Source organism: Streptomyces sp. NPDC089915 (genome assembly GCF_040684675.1).
Classification (GTDB): domain Bacteria; phylum Actinomycetota; class Actinomycetes; order Streptomycetales; family Streptomycetaceae; genus Streptomyces.
Genome location: NZ_JBFBGN010000038.1, coordinates 1 through 25,783 on the forward strand (window position 1 = coordinate 1; position 25,783 = coordinate 25,783).

Genomic DNA, 25,783 nt, shown 5'->3' on the forward strand with positions numbered 1-25,783 from the left:
GTGCTGCGCAACTCCGAGGGCAAGCGGTTCATGTTCGACTACGTCCCCGACGTCTTCAAGGAGAAGTACGCCGAGACGGATCGCGGGCCCGCGGATTCGGGCAGGGTGGCCCCGTGCCCGGCCCGGCGGCGTCAGCCGCGGCGGACGGTGAGGCCGTCCAGGGTGAGGTCGAGCAGGCGCTCCGCCTGCCGCCTGTGCTCGGCGCCCGCCGAGGTGAGGGCGATGCCCTCCAGGGCGGCGGCCAGGTCGGCGGGCCCGATGTCGGTGCGGATGGTCCCGGCGGCCGTGCAGGCGTCCATCAGCGAGGCGATGGCGGCCCGGACCCGTTCGCGGCTGCCGCCGTAGGGGTCGGCGCCCGTCGCGGCGATGGCGCGCAGGGCGTCGATCATCCCGTACTTGGCGGTGACGTAGTCCAGGAACAGCCGGGTCCACGCGCGCAGGGCCTCGTCGGGCGGACCCTGCTCCAGCAGGGCGGGGGCCGCGTCGCACAGCCGGGCCAGCTCGTTGCGGTAGACCGCCTCGACGAGGGCCTCCCGGGAGGGGAAGTTGCGGTACAGGGTGGCGCTCCCCACGCCCGCCTCCGCCGCGATCCGCTCCATTCCGGCGTCCAGGCCCTGCTCCGCGAACAGGCGCGCGGCGGCGACGAGGATCCTCTCCCGGTTGCGCCGTGCGTCGGCCCGCAGCGGTCGGTGTGCTCCGTCGGCGGTCAAGTCCCGCATCCCCTCTCATGTGCCGTGCGGACGCCCCCCGTTGCGAAACGGGGGCGCCCCCACTTACGCTCTCCACCTAAGCGGGGACGCCCCCGCTTATTTCACGTCCGTACTGTAGGCCGCGGCTCCGGCCTGCGCACATCCCCTCCCCTCCAGTCCCCTCCAGCGAAAACGGGTGGATCATGTCAGGCATCCAGGGCAAGGTCGTCGCGATCACCGGCGCCAGCAGCGGCATCGGCGAGGCGACCGCGCTCCACCTCGCCGAGCGGGGCGCCCGCCTCGTCCTCGGCGCCCGCCGGCGGGACCGGCTGGACGCGGTCGTCGACGCCGTCACCGCCCGCGGCGCCGCCGCCACCGGGGTCGTCGTCGACGTCACCCGCCGGGAGGACCTCCGGCTCCTGACGGACACGGCCGTCGACCGCCACGGCCGGCTCGACGTCCTCGTCTCCAACGCGGGCACGATGGCCGTCTCCCCCTTCGACGACCTCCGCCAGGACGACTGGGACGCGATGGTCTCCACCCACATCACCGGCCTGCTCAACGGCATCGCGGCGGCCCTGCCCGTCTTCCGCCGCCAGCGCTCCGGCCAGTTCGTCAACGTCGGCTCCACCGCCGCCCACGTGGTCAAGTCCCCGCAGACGGTCTACGCGGCCACCAAGACGGCGGTGAAGGTACTCACCGAGGGCCTGCGCCAGGAGGCGGGCCCCGACCTGCGCGTCACCCTCGTCTCACCGGGCTTCACCCACACCGAGGGCGTCGGCAAGGGCGCCTCCCCCGAGACCGCGACCGCGATGACCCGCATGCGCGACGAGATCGCCATGCCCCCCTCGGCCGTCGCCTCGGCCATCGCGTACGCCATCGAACAGCCCCCGGGCGTGGACGTCGGCGAGATCACCATCCGCCCCACCGCCCAGTCCTGAGCCCCCTCCACCACGGGGCGGGGTCAGACCGGCGGTAGCAGGTCGCTCTCGCTGACGGTGTACGTCAGTGGCGGGTAGACGAAGTCCGTCTCGTCGTTCTCGCGGCGTCGCAGGCCGTAGAACTCGCGCCGCTGCTCGTCGTCGGCCGCCGTCAGCGGTGCTCCCTCGGGGAGGTACGCCCGGCCGTCGCGGAAGCGGAGGTGGGTGCGGGAGGTCCGGAACGTCACGCCCAGCCATTCGTTGTCCGCCGCCCGCGCGGGCGCGTCGAGGACGATCCGGTGTCTGAGACGCCGGTTCGAGGCGACGGAGAACGCGACGACGCCGTGGTGGGTGAGGGGGATCTCCAGCCTCTCGGCATCGGACCCCTTCCGCTCGAAGACCAGCTTCCGCGGCGGGCCCGCCTCGGGGTCGCGGTAGCAGGAGAAGACGGCGATGAACGAGTCCTCCGCCAGGTCGAGGGCCTGGTCGCAGTGGGCGCCCATGGTGCGGTAGGCGTTCGTGTAGGTCTCGATGAGGGCGTTGTCGAACCCGACGGGGAGCCCCGCGTGCTCCCGCACCCGCCGAGCCAGCCGCTCGTGCACCGGCCGGAAGCGCTGAGTCGGGCCGGTGTACCGCGTGGTGGTGCGTACCAGGGGCACCCCGTCCGCCCCGTCCGCCCCATCGGTCCTGGCGAGCACGGCACCCCGCCGCCCCTTGCCCACGGCTTCCAGGAGGGCCGACGCGGACAGTTCCGCGAAGAGTTCCTCCCCGGCCGGCAGCTCACACGTGATGATCTCGTCGGCGATGCTAGGCCCGGGGCGCAACGTAGTCCCCCGTGTTCATGCTGAAACGGAACCGGCCGCCGTAGTCGATGAAGGACGAGCTCCTGTTCTCCTCGGCGTAGAGCCCGCGCAGTTCGTCCATGCCCTCCGGGGTGGGCGCCTCCAGCTCCACCAGGTCCGCCGGCCCCGGGCCCGTTCTGAGGTACGTCCGGCCGTCCCGGTGGACGGCTTCGGTGCCGGAGCAGCGCACCACGTACCCCAGGCGGGTCGGCAGCAGCCCGGCGTCGAGCGCCGAGGGCAGGATCTCGTGCGTGTACAGGCGGTTGGTGGACAGGGGCATGAGGAACACGGAGCCGGGATGGAGGGTCAGGGTGAACATCGGCGGGAGCCCGCCCCCGTCGCCCGCCGCGATCGGCTCCTTGAGGCGGAACCGGAGCCGGGTCAGCCCGCTCGTCCCCCGCACGCCGAGGTCGAAGGGGTCACCGTCCAGGGGCCGCAGCCCGTCGAGGCCGTCGTAGAAGGTGCAGAAGGCCATGATGCCGTTGGCCGGCATGTCCTTGGTCTTGTCGGCATGGGAGGAGATCCTGGCCTTGGACTGCTTGCGCGAGGCCGTCGCGGCGGTGTTGGGGTACGTCTGGGCGAGGACGTGGTTGAGCGGTGCGTGATCCCGGAAGACCGCGGCTGCCTCGCGGTTGAGGGCCTCGACGATGCCCGTGTCGGTCGGGCCGAAGTCCTCGGTCGGCCCCGAGAGGTTCGTGGAGCACCGCAGCAGGCGGAAGTGCAGGGCGTCGCCGTCCCGGGTGACGGGCGTCAGGTAGATGCCGCTGCGGTGGGCCGTGCCGGGCTTGGTGGACTCCGTCAGGGACTGGAACGCGTGCTCCGCGCGGATCCGCCCGAAGTGGCCGTCGTCGGGGGCGAAGAAGCGGGGGTAGTACACCCCGGCCCCGTACGCACGCCGGGGGACGCGGCCCGCGCCGACGGGGGTCCACGGCTCGCCCGGGCCGTCCCGGTGGCCGCCGGACGGCTCCCGCACCACGAACACGCGCTCCGCCGAGCGCAGTCGCCCGCCGTCGACCCCGGACACGTCGCCGTACAGGTAGACGGTCCTGCCCGTGAGGCCGGACGTGCCGGAGGCGAGCTCCTCCGGCGTGACGACGCGGCCGAAGAACCCCCTCACAGCGTCCTCGCCGTGCAACGGGGCGGGTGCGACGAGCAGGTGGTCCGCGTCCTCGATGCGGGCTTCCGCCGGAGGGGCGGCGCCGGGTGTCCGACCCGGGTGCGGGGAGGTGTCGTCCATGATGGCCCTTCGTGGTCCGACGGTCGGTCAAACCTACTGTGCGGGCACCCCGCACGCGGTGTGCGGGGTGCCCACTCCACAGGATCGCCTCCTAGGAGTGCTGCCGTGCGTCCGGGGGGCGGGGCGAGGGCAGCGAGGCGCTGAAGGCGTTGGCCTGGACGAGGTAGGAAGCGCGGAAGTCGCCCGTACCCGTGCGCTCGTCCATCAGCTCCTCGAAGGTTCCGGATTCGGCCAGGCGGCCCTCCTTGAGCACGTGGATCAGGTCGGCGTGCCGGACCGCGTGCAGGCGGTGGGTGATCAGCACGACCGTCTGGCCGGTGGTCGCCCGCTCGCGGATCCGGTCGAAGACCCGCTGCTCCGCCAGCGGGTCCAGGGCGCTGGTCGGTTCGTCGACGATCAGGATCGCCGCGTCGCGGTAGTGCGCGCGGGCGATGCCGACGCGCTGCCACTGGCCGCCCGAGATCTGGTGCCCGCCGCGGTAGCCCCGGCCCAGCAGGGTCCTCAGCCCGCGCGGGAGCCCGGCCAGCACCTCGTCGGCGCCGGAGAAGGCGGCCGCGGCCTCCACCGCGTCGTCGCGGATCTCCTCGCCGGGGCGGCCGATGCCGACGTTCACCCGGGCCGTGAAGGGCCAGTTGTAGAAGTTCTGCGACATCAGCGCGACCCGTCCGAAGATCTGGCTCCGGTCGGCGGTACGGGCGTCGACCCCGTCCCACCGGATCGTCCCGCCCCCCTCGTCCGGCAGGTAGAGCCCCGACAACAGCTTGACCAGGGTGGACTTTCCGGAGCCGTTCTCCCCGACGAGGGCCACGATCTTCCCCATGGGGAAGGAGAGGGACACCTCCCGCAGCGCGGGTTCGGGGGCTTCCCCCGCACCGGCGGGGTAGGTGAACGTCACCTTCTCGAACCGTACTTCGCGCACCCGCTCGGGCAGGGCGGCCCCGCCCTCGGGGATGGTGCGGGCCTCCGCCTCCGTGCAGAGCCGGGTGAAGTCGGCGACGAACAGGCTCTCCTGGTACAGCTCGGTGACCTGGAGGACCAGGCTGTCCAGGCTGGAGGCACCGGTACGGATCGCGAGGACGGCCGTACCGGCGACCGCGAGGTCCATCCGGCCGGCCCACAGCAGCAGCCCCAGCGACCCGTACGTCGCCAGGGCCGCGAGCCCGCCCGCCGCGTCGGCGATCAGACCGGTCCGGGCGGCCCGCCGGGCCAGCCGGGTCTGCTCGCGCTCGTTGGTCTCGGCCATGCCGCGGAAATGGGTGAGCAGGAACGGGCCGACGTCGTGCACGCGGACCTCGGCCGCGGCCTGCTGCTCGGTCAGCAGCTGGCCCAGCAGGTGCCCGGCCCGGGCGTGCTGGAGGAAGGAGTGGAAGGAGACGTACCGCTGGCGGCTGATGACCAGCGCCCCCCAGGCACTGGGCAGCGTCATCAGCACCAGCAGGGGCAGCAGCACCGGATGCAGCACGGTCAGCACGCCCGCCGCGGCGACCAGCGAGACCGCCGAGTTGAGCACGTTGGTGCAGTAGCGGATCATCCGGCGGGCCGAGTCGGCCCCGTAGCGGGCCGCGTCCAGCAGCCGGTGGAACTCGTCGTCCTCGATCGCCGTCAGCTCCACCCGGTGGCCCAGGGCCAGGAACTGCTCGGTGGCCAGCCGCTGCACCTTCGGCTCCAGGGCGCCCGTCGCCGCCGTCGAGGCCGACCTCAGCAGCGAGCCGAGGACCCCGGACACCGCGACGAGGAGCAGCGCGGGCGCCGACCCGGTGAGCCGGGCCGTGGTCGGGCCGGCGGCCATGAGGTGGCCGAGGACCGCGTTCACCGCGACCAGCCCGGCCGCCTGGACCAGGCCCCGGCCCAGCTCCGCGCCCAGGACCGTCCGCAGGGCGGGCGCGTCGGCCCGGCGGGCCAGGCGTAACGCGGTGCCCACCATCGCGGGCAGGTCCCGGGCCATCCGCCACAGCCCGAGCCCCAGCCAGGCCCCCTCGTGCTGGTCCCATCCGATGTCGTACGCCAGGGGGCCGCCGAACAGCAGCCGCTCCGACTCCGACACCCCCGCGGCGGCCTCCCCGGCCCCGCGCCCCCACCTCACGAGGCCCTCCCGCGGGCGGGCTCCCGCAGGGCGTCAACCCGGCCGGCGCGCGGGGGCGGCCCGGCGGCCGGCGTACGGTGGCGTTCGAATACGCGGGGGGTCACAGAGCGGTCGGGTACGGGTTCCACGGCATCCTCCGGACGGGCGCACGACTGGCACTGGTGCTCCAAGAACGGCACCGGAGGGAACCCGTAACGGGGAACGCGGCGGCCATCGTTGAACGGATGTTCCCCCGACTCCCGCGCCCCCTGCGGCCGCTGGCCCGACGGCGTTGAAACTCGCTCGAACAGGTCGAGGTCACCCGCCCGGGGGGTTGCGGCCGGGCCGCCGCCGCCGAGGTTTCGGGAAATCGGCCATACCGCGCGGCCGTTGGAATGGGAGACTCGGCCGGACGTTCACGACCCGAGGAGTTCAGGAATGGCAACAGGCGCCCCCGGCGGACCGGATGAGGAAGACCCCGTACGCGGGCAGCGGATCCTCGACCTCCTGGACAAGGCGATCGACCTCCAGAGCCCGCTGGTGCGCAGGAACATCGCCCGGGCCCGCCAGCGGAACCCGGACGCGACACCGGCCCAGGCGATACGCGGCCTGGAGCGGATGTACGTCAGCGCCCTGACGGGGACGGGCGCGGCGGTCGGCGGGGCCGCCGCCGCGCCCGGAGTCGGCACGGGGGTCGCGCTGGCGCTGTCGGCGGGTGAGGCCCTGTCGTCCCTGGAGCTGAGCGCCCTCTTCGCGCTCTCGCTCGCCGAGGTCCACGGGGTCGCCGTCGACGAGCTGGAGCGCCGCCGGACGATCGTGATGGGCATCATGCTGGGCGGGAGCGGCTCCGCCACCATCACCAGGGTCGCGGAGCGGACGGGGCAGCACTGGGGGCGGCAGGTCGTCGCCAAGGTGCCCGTCGAGACGCTGCGGCAGATCAACAAGGTCCTGGGGAGGAACTTCGTCACGAAGTACGGCACCAAGCAGGGGATCATCGTCCTCGGCCGGGTGGCACCGTTCGGGATCGGCGCCGTCATCGGCGGCGGCGCCAACGCCGCCCTCGGCGCCCTCTCCGTCAAGGCCGGCCGCCGGGCCTTCGGCCCGGCGCCGGAGTCGTGGGCCGGGCCGCTGGCGCGGGAGACGGCCTAGGGCCGACAGGCCCTAGCGGTGGAGGTGGCTGGGCCAGTCGGCGGGGACGCGGGCGGCGGGGCCGGGGGCCGGCTGGGTGGCGGGGTGGGCTTCGGGTGGGGCGAGGGCGGGGCCGGACTCGTAGAGGGCGTCGGCGGCGTAGTCCCAGAACCAGGCCTCGCCCGGTTCGAAGCTCCGCACCAGCGGGTGGCCGGTGGCCTTCCAGTGGGCGGTCGCGTGCTGGGCCGGGGAGGAGTCGCAGCAGCCGACGTGCCCGCACAGGGCGCAGCGCCGCAGGTGGAACCACCAGCCGCCGACCGCGTCGCAGTCCCCGCAGCCGGTCCCGCTGGGCGGGACGCCCGGGTCGACGCCCTCGACGCCCGCGGTGGTCTCGTCGCTCTCGTTGGACTCGGTCATGCGGGCTCCTCCGCGCTCTCGGATCCGGTGCCGGCTCCGGTCTCGGTGCCGGGCTGTTCTTCGGGGGCGGTCAGCGGCAGCAGGACCCGGAAGCGGGTGTCGCCGGGGACGGATTCGACCTGGAGGCTGCCGTGGTGCTTGTTGACCACGATCCGCCAGGAGATGTCCAGCCCCAGGCCGGTGCCCTCGCCGACCGGCTTGGTGGTGAAGAAGGGGTCGAAGATGCGGTCGCGGATCTCCTCCGGCACGCCCGGCCCGGTGTCGCGGAACTCCACCAGCAGCCGGTCGCCCTCGCGCGCCGTGCGGACCGTCAGCGTCCCGTCGCCGCCGGCGCTCCCGATGGCGGACACCGCGTTGTCGATGAGGTTCGTCCACACCTGGTTGAGCTCCGCCGGGTAGGCCGGCACCTCGGGCAGGGTGCGGTCGTACTCCTTGACGACCCGCACCCGGCGGCCGATCTTGCCGGAGAGCATCAGCAGCGTGCTGTCGAGGAGTTCGTGGACGTCGGCGACGCGGTGCGGCGCCCGGTCGAGCTGCGCGTACTGCTTGGCCGCGTCCACCAGGTGGGAGATGCGCGTGGTGGAGTCGTCGATCTCGTCCATCAGCAGTTCGGTCTCGACCGTGTAGTTGAGCCAGCCGACCGCCCCCGGCAGGATGTCCTCGGCCACGGTCGCCGCGACCTGCTCCAGCCAGTCGGTGTCCAGCCCGGCCTGGACGAACGTCGGCGCGATCCGCCAGCCCTCCGCGATGCCGTGGTCCTCCAGCCAGTCGGCGAGCTCGTCCTCCCGGTCGGAGGCCTCCAGCGGGCTCAGCGCCGGCGCCTTGGCGACCCGTTCGGCAGTGCGTTCCTGGATCTCGATGAGTTCGGCGAGGGCCTCGCGCGAGTACGGGCCCCGGGCGATGACGGCCAGCTTGTGCCGCATCTTGCCGACCCGTTCGCGCAGCGCCGCCGTCGCCCGGACGGCGGCCGCCGCCGGATTGTTGAGCTCGTGCGTGAGACCGGCCGACAACGAGCCGAGCGCCAGCAGGCGTTCGCGCTGTCCGATGGCCCGCTGGGTGTCCTTCGCCCCGAAGAAGAGGCCCTCCAGCAGGTGCGCCGCCATCGGGAACCACTCCTGCATGATGTCCGCGAACGACTGCGCGGGCAGGACGAAGAACCGCGTCGGCCCGGTCACCCGCATCGAGTTGACGTACGTCTGCGGGACCCGCTCGCCCAGGTACGCCTGCATGGCCCCCGCGTACACCCCGGGCTGGGAGGTCCGGCTCACCTCGACGTCGTCGGCGCCGACCCGCCGGTACATGACGACGGTGCCCTCCAGCATCACGAAGAAGCAGGTGGCCGGCTCGCCCTCGGTGTACACCGGACCGGCCTCGAAGCGCTCCACCCGGCCCTCGGCGCACAGCCGTCCGAGCTGCTCCGGCGAGAGCTTCTCGAACAGGAACAGCGAGCCGATCTCCCGGGGGTCGCAGGACACTTCCCGTTCGCTCATGACTGCTCCAGATACCTATGGACGAGCATGACGGCCATGGCCCCCTCGCCCACCGCGGAGGCCACCCGCTTCGCGGACTGGGCGCGGGCGTCGCCCGCCACGAACACGCCGGGCACGTTGGTCTCCAGGTGGTAGGGCGGCCGGTCCAGCTCCCATTCGGCCGGCGGCCGCCCGTCCGGGGTGAGGTCCGGCCCGGCCAGGATGAACCCGTGCTCGTCGCGCAGCACCGTCCCGTCGAGCCAGTCGGTCAGCGGGGCCGCGCCGATGAAGACGAACATCCACTGGGCGTCGACGAGTTCCGTGGCGCCCGTCACCGCGTCCCGCAGCGCCAGCCGCTCCAGGTGCCCCTCGCCGTGCGCCGCGTCCACGACGGTCCGGGGCCGCACCGTGATGTTCGGGGCCTCCTCGATCTGCTGGATCAGGTAGTGCGACATGGACGCCGTCAGGGACTCCCCGCGCACCAGCAGGGTCACCGACTTCGCGCCCCGCGCCAGGTACACGGCCGCCTGCCCCGCCGAGTTGGCGCCGCCCACGACGTACACGTCCTGCCCCTCGCAGGACGCCGCCTCGGTGAGGGAGGAGCCGTAGTACACCCCGCGCCCGGTCAGGTCCTCGCAGCCCGGGGCCCCGAGCTGCCGGTAGGACACCCCGGTCGCCAGGATGACGCTGTGCGCGGCCACCGAGGAACCGTCGGAGAACCGGACGATCCGCGCCGGCCCGTTGGCCTCCAGCCCCGTCACCTCGCGGGCCGTGAGGATCTCGGCGCCGAACCGGGTGGCCTGGCGCCGGGCGCGCCCGGTGAGCTGCGCGCCGGAGACGCCGTCCGGGAAGCCCAGGTAGTTCTCGATCCGGGAGCTCTGCCCGGCCTGTCCGCCGGTCGCCGACCGCTCGACGAGCACGGTCCGCAGCCCCTCGGACGCCCCGTACACCGCCGCGCCCAGCCCGGCCGGGCCCCCGCCGATGACGACGAGGTCGTAGAACGCGGCCGCCGGGGTGGTCGCGAGGCCCACGCGGGCGGCCAGCTCCGGCACCTCCGGCGCGACCAGCGCCGTCCCGTCGGCGGTGACCACCAGCGGCAGCCGCAGGCCGTCCGCCCCGGCCGCCTCCAGCAGCCGCCGGCCCTCGGGCTCGTCGGAGGAGTACCAGCGGTACGGCACCTGGTTGCGGGCGAGGAACTCCCGCACCTCGGAGGAGGGCGCCGACCAGCGGTGCCCGACCACCTTGGTGGCCGGCACCGGCCGGTGGTCGCTGGAGCGCCAGGCCGTGAGCAGGTCGTCGAGGACCGGGTAGAGCTTCTCCTCCGGCGGGTCCCACGGCTTCAGCAGGTAGTGGTCGAGGTCGACGACGTTGATCGCGTCGATGGCCGCGTGGGTGTCGGCGTACGCGGTCAGCAGCACCCGCCGGGCCCCCGGGTACACGCCGAGGGCCTGCTCCAGGAACTCGACGCCGTTCATCTGCGGCATCCGGTAGTCGGCGAGGATCACGGCGACCAGGTCGCCGCGGAGTTTCAGCTCGCGCAGCGCCTCCAGCGCGGACTCCCCGGACTCGGCGCGCACGATCCGGTACCCGCCGCCGTAGTGCCGCCGCAGGTCGCGGGCGATGGCGCGGGACACCCCCGGGTCGTCGTCCACCGTGAGGATGACGGTCCGCGCCGCGTCGCCGGCCTGTGCCATGCTCCTCCGCCCTGCGCACTCGAGGCGACCGGCGCCCGGGGCCTGCCCACGCCGGCTCCCGCCCATCGTAGGCGCGTTCCCGCGGGACCGCTCGTGCGTAGCCTGGGGCGATTTCTCGCCGCTTGGCATCGTTTCGGACCATTGCGGGACGGCGGGCGGAAAATGTTGAATTCCGTATTCGCGCAGGCACCGGCTCCCCTAGCGTGATCGCATGAGCGAAGATCGTGTCTTCCCGGTTCGGATCATGCGGGATCTGGTGTCGAACGAGGCGTGGGCGGGGCTGACGCGCTATCCCCGGACGTACCAGCCGGGTCGGAGGCTGCTGGAGCAGGGCACCGAAGGCGCCTTCGTGCTCGCGCTGATCAGTGGATTAGTCAAGGTGATCCGCCGGGATCGGGACGGCGCCGAGCGACTGCTGGCCTTTCGGGGCCCCGGAGAGATCCTCGGTGAGATGGCGGTGGAGCATGGGGGTGGTCGGCTGGCCGACGTGTGGACGATGAGCGTGTGCAAAGTGTCAGAAGTGCCGGCCGAAGACTTCCGCCGCTTCGTCGACGATCACAAGCTGAAGGGCTCTCTGGCCGCGCTGGCTATCAACCGCCTGGTGGAGCAGACCGTCGCCCACGACGGAGGCGTGCGCGAGCGCCTGACCGCGGCCCTGCTGCGCCTGGTGGAGGTCTCCCGGGGTGAGGTCTCCTTCTCCCTTACCCGTCAGGAACTGGCGCAGCACATCGGCGTCGGCCGCAAGGCCGTGGCCCAGGCTCTGGAACAGCTCGGACCAGGCCGAGTGCAGGGTGGGAAGGGGCGCATCACGGTCACCGACGTGGCGGCCTTGAAGGCAACCCTGAGCTCCCCCGTGAAGACGTGACGCCGACTGTGACCCGCGTCACGTCTGGTCCGGTCCTCGGGAGCAGACCAGACCCGCGACGGCTGTGAGGCTCGGACGGCACGCCACCGACCACCCCCGTCGTGCCCTGCCCGCTCCGGACGGGCACGGCGGGCTTCGCAGAGGAGTGACCCATGCGCGAGCACCTCGACGGACTGCCACGGCAGAGCGCCGCCCCGTACGCCCGCAGCCGTCCGCTGCCCCCTTACCAGGGCATCCTGGCGGTGGACGCGAAGGGCTTCACCGGACACCCGGCTATCGAGCACGAGGTGATCAGCCGCGCCGTCCCGGAACTGCTCAAGACGGCCCTGGTCCGGGCGGGACTGCCGGAGCTCTGGGCCGAGCGCAAGTTCCCCGCCTCCACCGGCGATGGATACGTCCTCGGGTTCGACCCCTCGCTGATGCCGTTCGTGATCCACCCCTTGCTGCTCACCCTCCAGGAGGTGCTGACCGAGTTCAATGTGCTGTCACACGGGGCAGTGCCCATCAGGCTCCGCGTCAGCCTGAACATCGGCCCGCTCCCGGACACCGGCGACGAGTTCGGCGGGAACGGGACGGCGCGCAACGACACCCACCGCCTGCTCGACTCGCGGCCCGTCAAGGCCGTGCTCGCGTCGCACAGGGAGAACGTCACGCACGTGGCGGCCATCCTCTCCGACCGCTGCTTCGAGGACGCCGTCGCCGGCGGGTACACGGGGCGGCACCCCGACCACTTCGTGGAGGTGGCCGCCACGGTGGACGGCAAGCCGTTTGCCCAGCGGGCCTGGCTCTACGTACCGCAGCCGTCCGGGCCGTTGTACGAGGAGCCCGTGACGGCCGCCGACGGTGCGGAGGCCACGGGCCGGGAGAACGCCCCTTCGTCGAAGACCGACGGGGCGCAGGCCGCCCGCGTGGACTACAGGGCTCCCCACGGCATCATCAACACGGGCACCGTGCACGGCGGCCAGAGCGTCGAGAACCACCGCATCGCCGGGGACTACGTTGAAGGCAACAAGGCCAACCGGGTCCGCGGGTTCCAGGGGGACCAGGTCCGCGGCGACAAGAACCGGAAGAGGTCATGACCGCCGCCGACGAGGAGGCCCCGCCCGCGCTGCCCGGCCCCGAGCGCCCGGCACCTCAGGACGGCCCCGGGGATGTGCCCCTGCCCGCAGACGCGGAGCACGACATCTCCGAGCTCATCCATGCGATCAGCGGGGCGACAGGGTCCGCCGGGCCGTTCGTCTACGCCCCGAACAGCAGTGTCAATACGGGTTCCGTGCACGGTGGCCAACGCGTCCACAACAAGACCTCGGGCGAGCAGCGGGCACGACGGGCCACCAGGGTGCACGAAGGCCCCGTTCCGGACGCCGAAGTCCGAGCCGCCGCCTTCGGGTTCGCGAAGCCCGCCTGGTTCGACAGCGCCGTCGCCGAACTCGAAGGAGGGCTGCTCTTCCTGGCCGGGAGTCCAGGGTCCGGCCGGCGTACCGCGGCTCTCAACCTGCTGCGTGAGTGCTGTGGGGAGGACGGCGCGCTCCGGGCCCTGGACAGTGTCACAGAACTCGACCGGTGGCAGCCCAACGATGCCTCGGCGCGCGGCTACCTCGTGGACGGGCTCTTCCCCTCCCGGCCGCTCGGGCCCGCTGTGCTCGGACACGTGCGCTCTCTGCTGAAGCGCGCGCGAGCGTGCATGGTGATCATCCTGCCCGACGACTCGGCCCTGCTGCGACGCCTCGAACAAGACCTGCACGTCACTCCCGTGACCTGCCAGCCGCCACCTCCGGCGTCGGTGTTCGCCGACCGCCTCGGTGCGGTCGTACCGGAGGAGCGTGAACGGGAGCGTCTGCTGGCCGCACTGGACGGTGATCTGCTGGAGGAGCTCCTGGCCCCCGCGCTGGTACCGGCGGAGGTGGTGGAGCTGGTCACGGCCATCGTCGAAGCCGATGGCGACGCGGAGGCGCTCGGCGACCTCGGCGCGCGGCTGAGCTACCGCGCCGAACAGGAGGTCCCGCAGCTCATCGCCGACCTGCGCAGCGAGCCGGACGCCCTGGCCTTCCTGTTGGCGGCCTGCGTTTACGAGGGACTCGACCACCGCATCGTCGGGGAGGAAGCGTCCCGACTGCTGGAGCTGGCCGAGGGGCGGCTGACGGCCGTACTGCCGGCGACGGACTCCCAGGGCGCCCGAGGCGAGGACCGGCCCAATCCCGACTTCGTCTTCAAGCGCCCCCTGTCGGAGCTCTTGCACGCCGTCCGGGCGGCGAGGCAGCCTCGTGCGATCCGTTCGGAGGGAGCGTACGCGTACCGGGTGGAACCCGTCGCCTTCGTCAGGCACCGGCAAGCCGAGGTCGTGCTGCGGCACGTATGGCGCGAGTACGGATCGCTGTCCGAGCTGCTCGTCACATGGCTGAGCGAGGTGAACAACGACAACGAGCTGACCCGGCCCGTCGGACGTGTCATGGGAATGGCGACGAGCTGGGGAGGCGGACGCCGGGCACTTCACCACGTCCGGGTTCTCGCACAGTCCGAGCGGACCACCAGCCGCCTGATAGCGGCACACGCGCTGGGTATCGCGGCCGAAGACCCCGTGCTGGTCGCGGAGGTGCGCTACCGCCTCCAGCAGTGGAGCATGGCCGTCAGCCCGCAGCTCAGGACCACGGTCGCCTACGCGTGCGCCGCGGAGTTCGGGCTGTCGCGCCCGGACGTCGCGCTGAGGCTGCTCCACCGCCTCATCCGCGGCGCGCGGCCGGGCGACCGGGAGGACGACGGGCAGGCCCGGGTCCAGGTCGCGGTGCGCGCTGCGATCCAGAGCCTGTTCCAAGCGGGCAATGAGGAAACCGTGTTCGGCCGGCTGGTGGAGTGGCTGGATGCGGAAGGGGCCGAAGACGAGCAGCTGCTCATGCTGTTCGGGCAGTTGTTCCAGGCGCCGACGTGGTTCCAGCGACAGCTGGCAGAGGGATCCGCCCACGGCCAATTGATCACGGCGGTGATCCGACGATCGTTGAATTCGGCCGGATCCTTCGACACGACCTGTACAGCACTCTTGCAGTGGGCCGATTGGGGGCGCTGGGACGAAATCGCGGCACAGGCGGTGGAGTATTTGTTCGCCGAACTCGCGCGCTCCATGCGGCACGGCGAATTCCGGCTGTTCGTGGAGATGGAAGAGCACGGTTCCGAGGACTGGGCAGGGCGTGAATCCGCACGCCAAGCCCTCAACAGGTGGCGGAGCGGGAAAACCGGGGAGGCGGCATGAGCGACGAGCCGAGCGAACGTCTCTACTTCCGAGTGGCCAGGTCGCCCTGGCGGGAAATCCTCAGCCACCGCTGGTCGACCGGTCGGGACCACTCCTTGGTGCTCAAGGACGAGGCCGGCAGGTACTTCGTGCTCGGCCGCCGCGGGGATCCGGAGGAGGCCGGCGGATACCTTCCGGCGCTCGACGAGGCGGGCGTCCCCGTTGTGGGCGGCAGCTATGCCGAAACCTTCCACGTCGATGCGGCCGAGCACGTGGACGCCCAGGCCGTCGGTCTTCCGACGGTGTACGGAACGGAATCGGTGGACCTGTGGGTCGCGTGGTGGGTGCACGATCCCGTGCGGGTGGTGCGCACGAAGACGATGCACGGCTGGCACGCGGTGCGCACCCATCTCACCCGCGCGCTGCGCTACTTGGCCGAGGCGCAGGACACGGCGGGCAACGGTCTGGGTGCGCCGGAGGTGATGCAACACCTGGGCGTCGCCCAACGTGTGGAGGAAGCGGGCCTGAGCTACCGGGTGTTCGACGTACGGCTTCGGGAACTCGGAGAGGAACTCCTCCTCGGCCAGGCGGAGAACGCGGGAGTGCGCTACTCCTGGACGACGAGCCGCCGCGGCGAGTACGAGTTCTGCCTCCAGGCGCTTCACGCCGGGCCGGTCTCGCTGGCCGCGCTCTGGCTGCTCAGGCACCCCGATCAGGTACGTCAGGTGCTGGACTGGTCGGTCGACCACCAGGATCTCCTCAGTCCTCCGCGTACGGACTGGCAAGAGGAATTGGCCTCGCTGCTGGGAACCCTGACCGAGCAGGAACGCAAGGAGATCTCCTACCTCTTGCGTGACCGAATCTCCGCTCTGGGGCGCCAGGTCCCCGGTGGGATCGTCTGACCTGGAGAAAACGAGAACCTGTCCGAATAAGCGGGTGTGTCGCCGATGGCGGCACACCCGCTCTTTTTTCGTTTCGCGAGTGCCGCTCTCCGTATGGCTCCTTCCCTGTGAGCACGGTCACTTGGCGTGGGGGCTTCGGGACCCGACAGCTCGGCACGGATGCGGGAGCCTCAAGTCGTCCAGGAAAGGACGTGCGAGGAAGCATCGGGCGTCCCGATCGATAGGAAGGGCGACATGCGGGAAAATCAGGTTCATCCGGCGGGATCCCAGGCCGTGCCGGACGACGCGCGGGAGCCGGCGGTCTCGCCCAGGACGGTGCTGAAGGCCGATCGGGGGATCATCAACACCGGCACTGTTCACGGCGGTCAGCACCTGACGGTCACGGAGAGCCTCCAGCACCCGGTTCAGGGAGCCGAAGGTGACGTTTGAGGGACTCGGGCCCGGGGACATCGAGGCCCTGGCCACCGCGCTGTCCGCCCAACCGGGGACGACGATCGTCGCACCGAACAGCACCGTCAACACTGGCCTGATGACCGGCGGGCAACGCCACACGGTCTCCGGTGCCCCGGGCGGCTACCCCGGCACGACGCCGCCGCGTCAGGGCCCCGTACGCCCGGAGACGTTGAAGGCGTTGAGGCGTCGCTTCGTGCCACCGCCCGGCTTCGAGGCGGCGCTCACGGCGCTCGATTCCGGAATCTGCGTGCTCATCGGAGAGCCGGGCACCGGTCGCGAGACCCACGCCCTTGGCCTGCTGGCCCACGGCAGGCCGGATCCCGTGCTCATCCAAGTGGACGGGGCGACGGACCTCACCCGGTGGGGTCCGATGCCCCCTGGAGTGCACGGCTACCTGATGATGGAGCCTCCCGATCCGTTTACGCTCCGTGCCTGGGACCTGTCGCGGCTGGAAGCGCTGCTGGAGGCGGCTCAGGCACGGCTCCTCATCGTGCTGGAGGACGCGCCCGGCCTCGCCACCGCTCTCGCCGACCGGTTGGGCGCGCCGGTGCTGAAGCACCTGCCGCCCGATCCGCGGCAGGTCTTCGCCACCCATTTCACGGAGGCATGCCCGGGCGAGGAGGCCGGGGCGGAGCTGCTGCGGTCGCTGGGACCCGGTCTCGTGGACGAGCTGCTGCCCGACGACCTGCCGCCCCGCTTCGCGGCGCAGGCCGCGGAGGCCGTGGCCCGGTCGGCCACGGCCGACGGTACATCCCGTAGCGGTGTGCTGGACCTCCTGGTCCGTGCGGAGACGCCCGGACTCGTGGCACGGGCACTGGAGGACCCCGTCGTCTTCGCCCACCTGTCGTCGCTGAGCGTATTCGGCGGTCTTGAGCGCGGAGTCGTGGTGGACCGGGCGGCCGATCTGTCGGGGCTGATGAGCGGGGGAGCGGAGTCGGCCGCCGTTCGGCAGCGAACTCTGCCGGGGACCCTGCGCCTCCTCGGAGCGCGCTGCACACCGAGGGCGGAGACGGATGCGGTGGACACTGCGGCCTTCTTCTGGCCGGCCGTGGGCGAGGCCGCCTGGAAGGTCCTGTGCCGTGAACACCCCGACCTGCTCGCCCTCGTGCACCTCTGGCTCGCCGAGACCGAAGGAGTCTCCGACCAGGTCGACCGGGCCGGGCGGGCGCTCGCGGCGCTGGCCGCGGCGACCGGAGGCAGGTCCCTGGACCTGCTGCGCGAGCTTGCACTGGACCCGCGGCCCGCGTCGGTCGAGGTAGCCGCCCGGTGCCTCGCCGCTTGCTTGCACGAGGCGCCCGCGGCGGCCGGCGCGGAAGAACTCCTGGAGGAGTGGAGCTCCGCACCCGAGCCGGCGTTGCGCAGAGCCGTGGCGTACGCATGCCGCTCGGAGCGCGACGGCCTGATGGCGGAGCCGTCCCTTCGCCTGCTGCACAAGGTCATGCAGGCGTTGGGCGACGACGGGGAGGACGTGGGTGTCGCCCTCGCGCTCGCCGAAGCGCTGGTCCACCACTTCGCCGAGGGAGCGCCGGCCACGAGGCAAGCCGTCCTGCACGCAATGTGCGACTGGGCCCTCGCCGACGGCGTGCCCGGTCAGTTGGTGGCGCTCGTCTTCCCCGCGCTGGCGGGTACGGACCTCGCCTGGTGCGGCAGCCAGATCCTCGCGGGCTCGGAAAGGGCCTCGGCGGTGGTGGAACTGACCGCGCACGCTCTGAACGAGTCGATCTCCTACCCCGCGATGCGCGACGTCCTCCTCTTGTGGTGCCACGAGGCGCACTCCGCGGCGCGGCCGGACGAGGCGCTGGAGGGCCTCGTCACGGGCCTGGTGGATTCCCGGCAACCCGGGTTCCTCCGCTGGCTCCTTGCCGCTGAACGGAGCCGGGACGGCATGCCCGGCAGGGAACTGGCCGGGCGGCTGCTGGACGTATGGCGCAGCAAGGCCCCGACCTCACACACGGACTGAAGGAGCAACCGATGTCACTTCCCCCTCACCCGGGACTCTTCGCGGTTGTCGAGCGGCAGTGCGCGGGCCGCAATCCAGCGCCGGAACTGAGGATTTCCGAGGCCGCGGGCGGCGAAGACGTCCCGATCAGCCTGGAACAGGCACGTCACGCCCTGTACGACCGCTCCGTGGACCCCTCGGCGCGCACCGGGCTGTGGCAGCAGGTCGCAGAACGCGGACGTCTCGACGCCGAGCAGTCCGAATGGCCTTTGGCCGTCGTGTGGCTGGGGCTTCCCGGGCTGCGCCGTACCGCGTTCAGGATCACCCGTAACCTCCGCGCCGACCGCGCGGACGTCGAAGCCGAACTCGTCACCTGCTACCTCGAAGCACTGGCGGAAACCGACGCGGACACCCCCGAACCCGGCAGCCGGATCCTGCGCTCGGCCTGTACCCGCGCGTGGTCCACCTGGCGCAAGACCCTCCCCGAGCTCGCGACGGAGGGTGTGGGCGGAACCGAGGGAATTCCTGTCGGCATCGACCCGCAGGGCCTCTGGCAGGTGGACTACGACCCGTCCCCCGGCTCGTCCGGACTCTTGGCGGGTCTGCGGATCACCGTCCCGGCCCACCGGGTCGAAGGAGTGCGGATCGGCGCACTGGCCCAGGCGTGGGGTCTGGCCGACACGGTCACTGGGGAGCGGATCCCGAGCCGCCGCCCGGTAGGAGCCGTCTCCCTCCGGCGGTGCGGGGGCGGGCGATGACCCAGCACATCGAGCCGACCCTCACCTTCCGCGAGATCTTCAACCTTCCGGTCAGCGTGGATCTGAGGACGGCCGCCCGGGCGTTCGGCATGTGCCGGGCCACGGCGTACAAGCTCATCGCCCTTGAGGCCTTCCCCTGCGAGACGGTCCGGGTCGGCGGCCGCCACCGCGTCCTCACCGTGAACCTGCTGCGCGCTCTGGGCATCGAGGAACGGCCCGTATTCGCCGACGAGATCGCGGACGGAGTGGCGCTCACCCTCTTCGACTGAATCCGCCCGCCAGGGCACATCCACGAACATCCACGAACATCCACGAAGGAGCCTGCAATGCCCACCTGCCTCACCATCGGAGTGACCTCGCGGTCCGCGGACTTCCACGAAGATGTAGTGCTGCCCACATGCGACCGGTTCGGTCTCACCGTCCTCCGGGCGGACGAATTGACGGCCGCGGGCCTGCCCGCGGACCAGCTGCTGCGCCTCATCGCCGAAGCGGACGTCGTCATCGCGGACCTCACCGGTTCCGACGGTGCGATGTCCTTCGGGCTGGGCATGAGGCACGCGCTCGGCCGGTGCACCGTTCACGTCACCGAAGGTGCCGACAGCCCTCTCGTGGCCGGCGGGATCCCGTCGGTCGAGCTGCCGTCTCGGCGCGCCGACGCCGACGTGGCGCGCGGACAGCTCGACGCCGTACTGGCCGGCGCCTTCCCGGAGGCCCCGCCGGTGGCTCAGACGACCACCCCCGTAGCACTGACCTACGAGGGTTCCGGAAGCGGGGACGCGGAGGAGACGGAGGAGGACGAGGACGCCCCCGGCCTCTTCGACCTGCTCGCCGAGGCGGAGGCCCAACTGGAAGCGATCTCGGGTGACATGGAGGACGTGGACTGCGCCCTGACGGACCTCGGGGCCATGATGGAGCTTGTCGCCGAGGACATGGTCCGTGCCAGCCATCCCGGTGCGTCGATGAGCGCCAAGCTGGCGGTGGTCAAGCGGATGGCCAAGGCCATCGACGGCCCCGCGGAGGAGCTCGAAGCCGCGGCCGAACGCTTCGCCGGGCGCATGCAGTTCGCCGTCGTCGCCTTCGGGGCGTTCCTGGAGTGGGCCGCGAACACCCCGCGCAGTGAATGGCCGGAGGGCGTGACCGGGTTCCTGGACCAGGTGGTCGGCACCTCCGGGGACATCGAGACGGCCACGGGCGGCTATCGGGAGGCGATGGCGTTGATGGAACTGTTCGCCACCTCCAGCCGGCACCTGCGTCGTCCTGTCCGGCGGATCGGCGCGTCCCTCCAGACGCTGTTCCGGAGCGTGGCCGTGTTCGAGGAGTGGCGGGACACGGCCGAGGAACTCAAGAGGGCTTGACCGAAACCGCATTGCCCGGGGGAGACGGAGGAGCCGGCCGGAGGGATGGAAGCGCCCAGGAAGGCCGGTCCTTCCCGGGCGCTTCATCCGTGTGGGGCCAGGAGGAGGTCCGGGGGGCCCGGGAGGGGGCGGCCGAGGAGGGTGCGGAGGGTGGCGTACGCCGTGGTGTCGCCGGCCAGGACTCCGCCGAGGAGGGTGCCGGTGGAGGCGTCGAGGACCAGCTTCGCGTAGCGGGAGCCGCCGCGGTCGGTGCGGATGAACTCCAGGGCCCCCGCGGTCCGGGCGTGGGCGTCGCCGAAGCTGCCGACCTCCACGCCGAGCAGCTTGAGCTTGGTGGACAGGTCGGGGTCGGTGAAGGCCGGGCCGGGGTCGTCGCCGGTCAGGTCCCGGGCCACCAGCTCGGCCATCCGGTAGCCGGGGCCGACGAGCCCGTGGCAGCGGCCCTCGACGGCGGCGCAGTCCCCGACGGCCCGGATCCGCGGGTCGGCGGTCCGGCAGCGGGCGTCGACCAGGAAGCCGCCGCGTTCGCCGGTGGCCAGGTCCGCTCCGGCGGCGAGCTCGTCGCGGGGGCGGACGCCGGTGGAGAAGACCACGAGGCGGGCGTCGAGGACCTCGCCGTCGGCGAGGGTGACCGAGCGGACCCTCCCGTCCGGCCCGGGGTCGACGGAGCGCAGGCCCACCCCGCAGCGCGGCCGGACGCCGAGGCCGTCCACGAGCCGGCCGAGCACCTGGCCGCCGCCCTCGTCCAGCTGGACCGCCATCAGCCAGGGCGCCGCCTCCACGACCTGGGTCTCCATGCCCAGGGCCGCCAGCGCCCCCGCCGCCTCCAGCCCGAGCAGCCCGCCGCCGACCACCACCGCGGGCCCGCCGGGGCGGGCGGCCGCGCGGATCGCGGCCACGTCGTCGAGGGTGCGGTAGACGTGGCAGCCGGGCAGGTCGTGCCCGGGCACGGGCGGGACGAAGGGGCGGGCGCCGGTGGCGAGGACCAGGGCGTCGTAGCGGGTGGCGGAGCCGTCCGCGCAGACGACCGCGCCCGCCTCCCGGTCGATCCGCACCGCCGGCCGCGACAGCCCGAGCTCGACGTGCCCGTCACCGGCGAACGAGGCCCCCTCCAGCGAGAGCTCCGCCGCGTCGGCGCCCCGCGCGTACGCGGAGAGCCGGATCCGGTCGTAGGCGGGCCGGGGCTCCTCGGCGAGGACCACGATCCGCCAGGCACCCTCCCGGTCGCGGGCCCGGACCTCGCGCACCAGCCGGTGGCCGACCATGCCGTGGCCCACCACGACGAGCACCCGCCTCATGACACCGTCTCCTCTCGTGTCCCCGCCCCGGACCAGGCCTCGCAGCGGACGCGGACCTCCTCGGCGCAGCCCCCGCAGCCGGTCCCGGCGCGGGTGGCGGCCGCCAGCGCGGCGGCCGTACGGGCCCCGGCACGCCAGGCGGCCTCCAGGGCGTCACCGGTGACGTTGTTGCAGTGGCAGACCAGGGCCGTACCGGGCGGCGGACCGGCCTCGTAGCGGGGCGCCTCGCCGAGCAGCAGTGCGAGCCGGTCCACCGGTACGGGCTCGCCCCGCTGGTGCAGCCGCACCACCCCGGCGGCGGCCCGGTGCAGCCCGATGAGCACCGCCCCGGTCAGCCGCCCGGCCCGCAGGGACAGGCGGGCGTAGCGGCCGGCGGCGGCGTCCCCGAGGACGACGGTCTCGTCCGCCCCGGCCGTCGTACCGACCCGCAGCAGGTCCAGCTCGGGAGCCTTCAGCCGCAGCACGCCCCGCGCGCCGGGGTGCCGGCCGTCGCCGTCCGTGAGCAGCAGGGCGAGGGTCTCCGCCTGCTCCCAGGCGGAGGCGAAGCCGCCGGCCGGCAGCCGTCCGGTGGGCCCCGGGGCGGCGTCGGGACCGTACCCGCCGCCGTCGAGGGGCTCGGCGCAGTCGCCGATCGCGTACACCCGGGCGGCGCTGGTGCGCAGCCGGTGGTCGACGAGCACGCCCGAGCGGACCGCGAGTCCGGCCGCCCGGGCCAGCTCCACCCGGGGGCGCGCCCCCACGCACAGCAGCACCTCCGCGGCCTCCACCCGGCTCCCGTCGTCCAGGGCGAGGGCCGCACCGGCCTCCTCGCGCGCGGCGACGGTCCGGCCGAGGCGCAGGTCGAGGGAGAGGGCCCGCAGCCGGCCCGTCACGGCCTCGCCCGCCCGCGCGTCCAGGTGGCGGTCGAGCGGGTGCGGCCCTCGGTGCACGAGGACCACGGGCCGCCCGCGCCGGCGCAGCGCCAGGGCGGCCTCCACCCCCAGCACCCCGCCGCCCACGACCGCCACGGGACCGCTGCCCGAGGCGAGCCGCGCCGCGTCGGCGAGGGTGCGCAGCGGCCGGACCCCGGGCGCGAGCCGCCCGTCGGCCTCCCGCGCCCAGCCCGGGCCGGGGAGCACGGGCGCGGCGCCCGTCGCCAGGACGAGCCGGTCGTACGGGTGGGCGGCCCCGTCGGAGGTGCGCACCAGGCGCCGGCGCGGGTCGACGGAGACGGCCCGGACCCCGAGCCGCAGGGCCGTCCCCGGCGGCGGGTCCGGCAGCCGCAGCGCCCGTACGGGCAGGGTCCCGTCGAGGACGGCCGTCAGCAGGGGCCTGCCGTAGGCGGGTTCGGGTTCGGCGCCCAGCACGGTGACGGCGTACGGGCCGGGCCGGCCGAGCCGTTCGACGAGCCGGTGCGCGGCCGGCCCGTACCCGATGACGACGAGCCGCTCGCCGTGGACCGGGCCGCTCACCGGGCCGCCTCCAGCCGTACGGCGCACACCTTGAACTCGGGCATCCGGCTGCGCGGGTCGAGCGCCGCGCTGGTGAACAGGTTGGCCCGTCCGGCGCCCGGGAAGTGGAAGGGGACGAACACGGTGTCGGTCCGCATCGAGGCGTCGCAGCGCACCTCGGCCACCACCTCGCCGCGCGCCGAGACGACCCGGGCCGACTGCCCGTCGGTGAGGCCGGCGCGGGCCGCGGTGTCCGGGTGGACCTGTACGAAGGGGGCCGGGGCGGCCTCCAGCAGCTCGGGGACGCGGCGGGTCTGCGCCCCGGTCTGGTAGTGGGCCAGGATGCGTCCCGTGGTGGCGTACAGGGGGAAGGCCGGGCCGGGCCGTTCGGCGGAGTCGCGGTGTTCGACGGGGGTGAAGCGGGCCCGGCCGTCGGGGTGGGCGAACCGGTCGAGGAACATCCGCGGGGTGCCGTCTCCGCCCTCGGGGCAGGGCCAGTGCAGGGCCTCGCCGGCGTCCAGCCGGTCGTAGTCGACGCCGGAGTAGTCGGCGGGGGCGCCCCGGGTCGCGGCGCGCAGCTCCTCGAAGATCTCGCGCGGGGCGTCCGGGTAGCGCGCGGCGGGCTCGCCCAGCCGGACGGCCAGGGCGCGCAGTACGGCCGGGTCGGGCAGGACGCCCGGGGGCGGGTCGAGGAGGCGGTGGCGGCGCAGCACCCTGCCCTCCAGGTTGGTCACCGTGCCCTCCTCCTCGGCCCACTGGGTGACGGGGAGGACCACGTCGGCGGCGAGGGCCGTCTCGGAGGGGACGAAGTCGGCGACGACGAGCAGGTCGAGGGCGGCCAGCCGCTCGGCGATCCGGCCGGCGTCCGGGGCGGAGACCACCGGGTTGCAGCCGAACACGAGCAGGGCGCGGGGGCCGCCCGGGCCGCCGATCGCGTCGAGGAGCTCGTACGCGCTGATGCCCGGGCCCGGGAGCCGGTCGGGCTCGACGCCCCACACGGCGGCGACCCGGGCCCGGGCGGCCGGGTCGGTGATCGAGCGGTAGCCGGGCAGCTGGTCGGCCTTCTGGCCGAGTTCGCGCCCGCCCTGGCCGTTGCCCTGTCCGGTGAGGGTGCCGAAGCCGCGGCCGGGGCGGCCCGGCAGGCCCAGGGCGAGGGCGAGGTTGGCGAAGGCGGCGACGGTGTCGCTGCCCTTGCTCTGCTGTTCGGCGCCCCGCCCGGTCAGCACGTAGGAGCGGCGGCCGCCGGCCAGCATGCGGACGGCCGTGCGCAGGTCGGCGGCGGAGACCCCGGTCACCGTCTCGACGCGTTCGGGCCACCAGGACGAGGCGCGGGCCCAGGTCTCGTCGAAGCCGCTCGTGCGCTCGGAGACGTACGCCTTGTCCAGCAGCCCCTCGGTGACGGCCAGGTGCAGCAGGCCCAGGGCCAGGGCGAGGTCGGTTCCGGGGGCCGGGCGCAGGTGCAGGGCCGCTGCGGCGGCGGTGCGGGTGCGGCGGGGGTCCACCACGATCAGGTCGGCCCGGTCGAGGTGGCGCATCAGGGGCGGCATGGTCTCGGCGGGGTTGGTGCCCGCGAGGAGGACGGTCTCGGCGTCGTCGAGGTCCGTCACCGGGAAGGGCAGTCCCCGGTCCACTCCGAAGGCGGCCGTCTGGGCGACGGCGGCCGAGGCCATGCAGAAGCGGCCGTTGTAGTCGATGCGGCTGGTGCCGAGGGCCAGCCGGGCGAACTTGCCGAGGAGGTAGGCCTTCTCGTTGGTGAGCGCGCCGCCGCCCAGGACGGCGACGGAGTCGGGGCCGTGGGCGGCGCGCAGGGAGCGCAGCCGGCCGGCGACCAGGTCCAGGGCCTCGTCCCAGCCGCCCGGGGCGAGCCGCCCGGCCGCGTCGCGGACGAGCGGGGCGGTGAGCCGGTCGGGGGCGCCCAGGACGGCGGCGGCGGTCCAGCCCTTGTGGCACAGGCTGCCCCGGTTGGCGGGGAAGGCCGGGTCGGGCTGGGCTACGACGGCGCCGCGCGCTCCGGTGAGGAGGGTCCCGCACTGGAGGGCGCAGTAGGGGCAGTGGGTGGCCGTGGGCCGTTCGGGTGAGGGGGCGGAGGGGGTGGAGGGGGCGGAGAAGTCCGGGGGGTCGGCGGGGGAGGAGGGCGGTTCGGTCTCGGGCACGGGGCACACGTCCGTCCGGGGGAGGCACAACGGACAAAATCAACGGTTCGGCACTTCCCGAGGCAGTGTTTTGATACGCCATAGGAAATCCCAAATCGTCACCAACCCGGCAAATCAGACCCAACTCCCGCCCCGGGACCTCAGCCGCTGAAGGAACCGTGCCGCCCGGCCCCGGAGGCGAAGCGCGCGGCGCCCGCGAGGGTCTCGCCCGCGGACAGCGGCACCATCCCGTGCCGCAGTTCGTTGGCCAGCGCCTCGGGCTCGGCCAGTCCGTGCTGCTCCCGCACGGAGAGCCGGTCGTGGCGCAGGCACAGCTGCGGGAAGGCGGCGATCTCCCGCGCGAGCTCCTCCGCCGCCGCACGGGACCGCCCGGGCGGTACGAGCCGGTTGGCCAGCCCGATCGCGTGCGCCTCGGCGGCCGGGACCGGACGGCCGGTCAGGATGAGGTCCATCGCCCGGCTCTCGCCGATCAGGCGCGGCAGCCGCACCGTGCCCCCGTCGATGAGCGGTACGCCCCAGCGGCGGCAGAACACCCCGAAGACCGCGTCCTCCTCCACCACCCGCAGGTCGCACCAGAGGGCCAGCTCCAGCCCGCCGGCCACGGCATGGCCCGCGACGGCCGCGATCACCGGCTTCGTGAGCCGCAGCCGGGTCGGCCCCATGGGCCCGTCGCCCCCGGGCTCCACCCGGTTGCCGCTCGCGGTGCCGACGGCCTTGAGGTCGGCGCCCGCGCAGAACGTCCCGCCCTCACCCCACAGCACCGCGACCGCCGCCCCCTCGTCGGCCTCGAACTCCCTGAAGGCGTCGGCCAGTCGCCGGGCGGTGGGCCCGTCCACGGCGTTGCGGGCGGCGGGCCGCGACAACACCACGGTCGTCACGGCCCCTTCACGCTCGACGCGGACGGCGGGGGACTGGGGGGTGTCGGTCATGGCGGCATTCTCGCCCGGCC

General features: G+C 73.4%; 22 protein-coding genes. 11 read left to right on the forward strand and 11 right to left on the reverse strand.

Annotated features, from left to right (window positions below; genetic code table 11):
* Window positions 1–131: 131 nt before the first annotated feature.
* Entirely contained in the window at window positions 132–719 is a 588-nt protein-coding gene (locus AB0O29_RS14475; RefSeq protein WP_365151347.1) for a helix-turn-helix domain-containing protein, read from the reverse strand.
* A 173-nt stretch (window positions 720–892) separates the two neighbouring features.
* Here AB0O29_RS14475 and AB0O29_RS14480 point away from each other — a divergent pair, with 173 nt between their 5' ends.
* On the forward strand, window positions 893–1,630 hold the full coding sequence (locus AB0O29_RS14480; RefSeq protein WP_365151350.1) for an SDR family oxidoreductase: 738 nt from the start codon (window positions 893–895) through the stop codon (window positions 1,628–1,630).
* 23 nt (window positions 1,631–1,653) lie between these two features.
* On the opposite strand, the gene AB0O29_RS14485 is transcribed toward AB0O29_RS14480, so the two are convergent.
* The 3 genes from AB0O29_RS14485 to AB0O29_RS14495 form a co-directional block, all read right to left on the reverse strand.
* Window positions 1,654–2,433: a hypothetical protein gene (locus tag AB0O29_RS14485; RefSeq protein ID WP_365151353.1), complete on the reverse strand. Its 780-nt coding sequence runs from the start codon at window positions 2,431–2,433 to the stop codon at window positions 1,654–1,656.
* Window positions 2,417–3,688, reverse strand: a complete 1,272-nt coding sequence (locus AB0O29_RS14490) for a hypothetical protein (protein WP_365151356.1) — start codon at window positions 3,686–3,688, stop codon at window positions 2,417–2,419. Before AB0O29_RS14490 ends, AB0O29_RS14485 begins: the two co-directional genes overlap by 17 nt.
* A gap of 91 nt (window positions 3,689–3,779) precedes the next feature.
* Window positions 3,780–5,771, reverse strand: a complete 1,992-nt coding sequence (locus AB0O29_RS14495) for an ABC transporter ATP-binding protein (RefSeq protein WP_365151359.1) — start codon at window positions 5,769–5,771, stop codon at window positions 3,780–3,782.
* A 417-nt stretch (window positions 5,772–6,188) separates the two neighbouring features.
* On the opposite strand from AB0O29_RS14495, the gene AB0O29_RS14500 reads away from it, so the two are divergent.
* Window positions 6,189–6,899, forward strand: a complete 711-nt coding sequence (locus AB0O29_RS14500) for a hypothetical protein (RefSeq protein ID WP_365151362.1) — start codon at window positions 6,189–6,191, stop codon at window positions 6,897–6,899.
* Between the two features lie 12 nt (window positions 6,900–6,911).
* Here AB0O29_RS14500 and AB0O29_RS14505 read toward each other — a convergent pair whose 3' ends face one another.
* Genes AB0O29_RS14505 through AB0O29_RS14515 form a run of 3 tightly spaced genes read right to left on the reverse strand, consistent with a single transcriptional unit; the run spans window position 6,912 to window position 10,458 of the window.
* Window positions 6,912–7,295, reverse strand: a complete 384-nt coding sequence (locus tag AB0O29_RS14505; RefSeq protein ID WP_365151365.1) for a UBP-type zinc finger domain-containing protein — start codon at window positions 7,293–7,295, stop codon at window positions 6,912–6,914.
* Window positions 7,292–8,785 carry an ATP-binding protein gene (locus tag AB0O29_RS14510; protein WP_365151368.1) on the reverse strand — a complete coding sequence of 498 codons (1,494 nt, stop codon included), beginning with the start codon at window positions 8,783–8,785 and terminating at the stop codon, window positions 7,292–7,294. Before AB0O29_RS14510 ends, AB0O29_RS14505 begins: the two co-directional genes overlap by 4 nt.
* Window positions 8,782–10,458, reverse strand: coding sequence for an FAD-dependent oxidoreductase (locus AB0O29_RS14515; RefSeq protein ID WP_365151371.1), 1,677 nt, complete (start codon window positions 10,456–10,458; stop codon window positions 8,782–8,784). Before AB0O29_RS14515 ends, AB0O29_RS14510 begins: the two co-directional genes overlap by 4 nt.
* A gap of 211 nt (window positions 10,459–10,669) precedes the next feature.
* Between AB0O29_RS14515 and AB0O29_RS14520 the strand changes: the two genes are divergently transcribed.
* The 9 genes from AB0O29_RS14520 to AB0O29_RS14560 all read left to right on the forward strand — a co-directional run bounded on the left by AB0O29_RS14520 (window position 10,670) and on the right by AB0O29_RS14560 (window position 19,953).
* Window positions 10,670–11,323 (forward strand): Crp/Fnr family transcriptional regulator, encoded by a 654-nt coding sequence (locus AB0O29_RS14520; RefSeq protein WP_365151374.1) that lies wholly within the window; start codon window positions 10,670–10,672, stop codon window positions 11,321–11,323.
* Between the two features lie 152 nt (window positions 11,324–11,475).
* A complete protein-coding gene (locus AB0O29_RS14525) occupies window positions 11,476–12,402 on the forward strand; it encodes a hypothetical protein (RefSeq protein ID WP_365151377.1) in 927 nt (308 codons plus the stop codon).
* Window positions 12,399–14,567 carry a hypothetical protein gene (locus AB0O29_RS14530; RefSeq protein WP_365151380.1) on the forward strand — a complete coding sequence of 723 codons (2,169 nt, stop codon included), beginning with the start codon at window positions 12,399–12,401 and terminating at the stop codon, window positions 14,565–14,567. Before AB0O29_RS14525 ends, AB0O29_RS14530 begins: the two co-directional genes overlap by 4 nt.
* Entirely contained in the window at window positions 14,564–15,448 is an 885-nt protein-coding gene (locus AB0O29_RS14535) for a hypothetical protein (RefSeq protein ID WP_365151383.1), read from the forward strand. Before AB0O29_RS14530 ends, AB0O29_RS14535 begins: the two co-directional genes overlap by 4 nt.
* A gap of 234 nt (window positions 15,449–15,682) precedes the next feature.
* Window positions 15,683–15,877: an S-type pyocin domain-containing protein gene (locus tag AB0O29_RS14540; protein WP_365151386.1), complete on the forward strand. Its 195-nt coding sequence runs from the start codon at window positions 15,683–15,685 to the stop codon at window positions 15,875–15,877.
* A complete protein-coding gene (locus AB0O29_RS14545; protein WP_365151389.1) occupies window positions 15,867–17,861 on the forward strand; it encodes a hypothetical protein in 1,995 nt (664 codons plus the stop codon). The genes AB0O29_RS14540 and AB0O29_RS14545 overlap by 11 nt, the downstream gene beginning before the upstream one ends.
* A gap of 11 nt (window positions 17,862–17,872) precedes the next feature.
* Window positions 17,873–18,598: a hypothetical protein gene (locus AB0O29_RS14550; protein ID WP_365151392.1), complete on the forward strand. Its 726-nt coding sequence runs from the start codon at window positions 17,873–17,875 to the stop codon at window positions 18,596–18,598.
* Entirely contained in the window at window positions 18,595–18,867 is a 273-nt protein-coding gene (locus AB0O29_RS14555) for a DNA-binding protein (RefSeq protein WP_365151395.1), read from the forward strand. Before AB0O29_RS14550 ends, AB0O29_RS14555 begins: the two co-directional genes overlap by 4 nt.
* A 57-nt stretch (window positions 18,868–18,924) precedes the next feature.
* The gene (locus tag AB0O29_RS14560) at window positions 18,925–19,953 is read left to right on the forward strand and encodes a hypothetical protein (protein WP_365151398.1); all 1,029 of its coding nucleotides are present in this window, start codon (window positions 18,925–18,927) and stop codon (window positions 19,951–19,953) included.
* Window positions 19,954–20,036: 83 nt separating this feature from the next.
* Here AB0O29_RS14560 and AB0O29_RS14565 read toward each other — a convergent pair whose 3' ends face one another.
* The 4 genes from AB0O29_RS14565 to AB0O29_RS14580 form a co-directional block, all read right to left on the reverse strand.
* The gene (locus AB0O29_RS14565) at window positions 20,037–21,251 is read right to left on the reverse strand and encodes an FAD-dependent oxidoreductase (protein ID WP_365151401.1); all 1,215 of its coding nucleotides are present in this window, start codon (window positions 21,249–21,251) and stop codon (window positions 20,037–20,039) included.
* A complete protein-coding gene (locus AB0O29_RS14570) occupies window positions 21,248–22,702 on the reverse strand; it encodes an FAD-dependent oxidoreductase (RefSeq protein WP_365151404.1) in 1,455 nt (484 codons plus the stop codon). Before AB0O29_RS14570 ends, AB0O29_RS14565 begins: the two co-directional genes overlap by 4 nt.
* Window positions 22,699–24,834, reverse strand: a complete 2,136-nt coding sequence (locus AB0O29_RS14575; RefSeq protein ID WP_365151407.1) for a molybdopterin-dependent oxidoreductase — start codon at window positions 24,832–24,834, stop codon at window positions 22,699–22,701. Before AB0O29_RS14575 ends, AB0O29_RS14570 begins: the two co-directional genes overlap by 4 nt.
* A gap of 140 nt (window positions 24,835–24,974) precedes the next feature.
* A complete protein-coding gene (locus tag AB0O29_RS14580; RefSeq protein WP_365151410.1) occupies window positions 24,975–25,763 on the reverse strand; it encodes a crotonase/enoyl-CoA hydratase family protein in 789 nt (262 codons plus the stop codon).
* Window positions 25,764–25,783: the final 20 nt, after the last annotated feature.

Coding starts and splice junctions, on each gene's coding strand:
- AB0O29_RS14555 (WP_365151395.1), top strand. CDS start 18,595: ATGACCCAGCACATCGAGCCGACCCTCACCTTCCGCGAGATCTTCAAC.
- AB0O29_RS14535 (WP_365151383.1), top strand. CDS start 14,564: ATGAGCGACGAGCCGAGCGAACGTCTCTACTTCCGAGTGGCCAGGTCG.
- AB0O29_RS14500 (WP_365151362.1), top strand. CDS start 6,189: ATGGCAACAGGCGCCCCCGGCGGACCGGATGAGGAAGACCCCGTACGC.
- AB0O29_RS14505 (WP_365151365.1), bottom strand. CDS start 7,295: ATGACCGAGTCCAACGAGAGCGACGAGACCACCGCGGGCGTCGAGGGC.
- AB0O29_RS14550 (WP_365151392.1), top strand. CDS start 17,873: ATGTCACTTCCCCCTCACCCGGGACTCTTCGCGGTTGTCGAGCGGCAG.
- AB0O29_RS14580 (WP_365151410.1), bottom strand. CDS start 25,763: ATGACCGACACCCCCCAGTCCCCCGCCGTCCGCGTCGAGCGTGAAGGG.
- AB0O29_RS14540 (WP_365151386.1), top strand. CDS start 15,683: ATGCGGGAAAATCAGGTTCATCCGGCGGGATCCCAGGCCGTGCCGGAC.
- AB0O29_RS14565 (WP_365151401.1), bottom strand. CDS start 21,251: ATGAGGCGGGTGCTCGTCGTGGTGGGCCACGGCATGGTCGGCCACCGG.
- AB0O29_RS14520 (WP_365151374.1), top strand. CDS start 10,670: ATGAGCGAAGATCGTGTCTTCCCGGTTCGGATCATGCGGGATCTGGTG.
- AB0O29_RS14560 (WP_365151398.1), top strand. CDS start 18,925: ATGCCCACCTGCCTCACCATCGGAGTGACCTCGCGGTCCGCGGACTTC.
- AB0O29_RS14530 (WP_365151380.1), top strand. CDS start 12,399: ATGACCGCCGCCGACGAGGAGGCCCCGCCCGCGCTGCCCGGCCCCGAG.
- AB0O29_RS14480 (WP_365151350.1), top strand. CDS start 893: ATGTCAGGCATCCAGGGCAAGGTCGTCGCGATCACCGGCGCCAGCAGC.
- AB0O29_RS14525 (WP_365151377.1), top strand. CDS start 11,476: ATGCGCGAGCACCTCGACGGACTGCCACGGCAGAGCGCCGCCCCGTAC.
- AB0O29_RS14490 (WP_365151356.1), bottom strand. CDS start 3,688: ATGGACGACACCTCCCCGCACCCGGGTCGGACACCCGGCGCCGCCCCT.
- AB0O29_RS14515 (WP_365151371.1), bottom strand. CDS start 10,458: ATGGCACAGGCCGGCGACGCGGCGCGGACCGTCATCCTCACGGTGGAC.
- AB0O29_RS14475 (WP_365151347.1), bottom strand. CDS start 719: ATGCGGGACTTGACCGCCGACGGAGCACACCGACCGCTGCGGGCCGAC.
- AB0O29_RS14510 (WP_365151368.1), bottom strand. CDS start 8,785: ATGAGCGAACGGGAAGTGTCCTGCGACCCCCGGGAGATCGGCTCGCTG.